General features: G+C 64.7%; 1 pseudogene. It reads left to right on the top strand.

What is annotated here, in order from left to right:
• Positions 1-194 precede the first annotated feature (194 nt).
• A pseudogene (locus FRC98_RS21930) lies at positions 195-760 on the top strand (hypothetical protein); the annotation flags it as partial.

Here is a 760-nt window from a genome sequence, read left to right as displayed (position 1 = left end):
ACCCCCACCCCCATCGCCTGGCCCTACACCCCTTAAACTCGGACTCTGGCCAACACGTCCGATCTAAAAACACCCCACCTCCGGCAAGCGCTGGAAGTGGGGTGTTTTGCGTGGTGGGGTTGCTCTGGAAGCCGGGTTTGAGTTAAGCGTAAAGCTCTTCACATCAACCAGACTGGTACCGGGAGGGCCCTGCCATGCCACACCTTCGGATGATCATCATTGCACTCACTCTGCTCGCCGCAGCCTGCGGCGGCGATGGCGTTTCCACGCCCGCTGACACCAACCTCCCCGACGCCGACGCCGGCCCTGACGCCAATCCGGACGCCGACCCCGACACCGACACCGACCTCCCCCCCGACCTCACCCTGGAGCTCACCGGCCGCGAGGAGAGTCCCTATGTCATCCCCGAGCTCGACGGCGTTGTGAGTTTTGAGGCGCAATGCGCCCCCGAAGACTGCACCCTGGACACCTGCACCTTGAGCTTTGAGGGCGGCGAGGCCGTGGAGCTTGAGAGCTGCGCGGAAACCATCGAGCTCACCACCGCCGAGCTCAACGCCGAGGGCAGCTGGACGCTCACCGTCAACGCCTCTCTCGACGAGCAGACTGAGAGCGCCTCATCGACCTTCGATGTGCGTTACGCCTTCGACGCGGGCATTGAAGGGCTTACGCCGGGCCCGCAAACCTTCAGCCACCCGCCCGAGCTCACCAGCTTCTGCACCCGCGAGGACTGCGAGCTCACCATCACCTGCACCGACGCCGA

This window comes from Lujinxingia vulgaris (assembly GCF_007997015.1).
In the GTDB taxonomy this organism is placed as follows: domain Bacteria; phylum Myxococcota_A; class Bradymonadia; order Bradymonadales; family Bradymonadaceae; genus Lujinxingia; species Lujinxingia vulgaris.
This window is presented reverse-complemented; position numbering and strand designations above follow the sequence as displayed.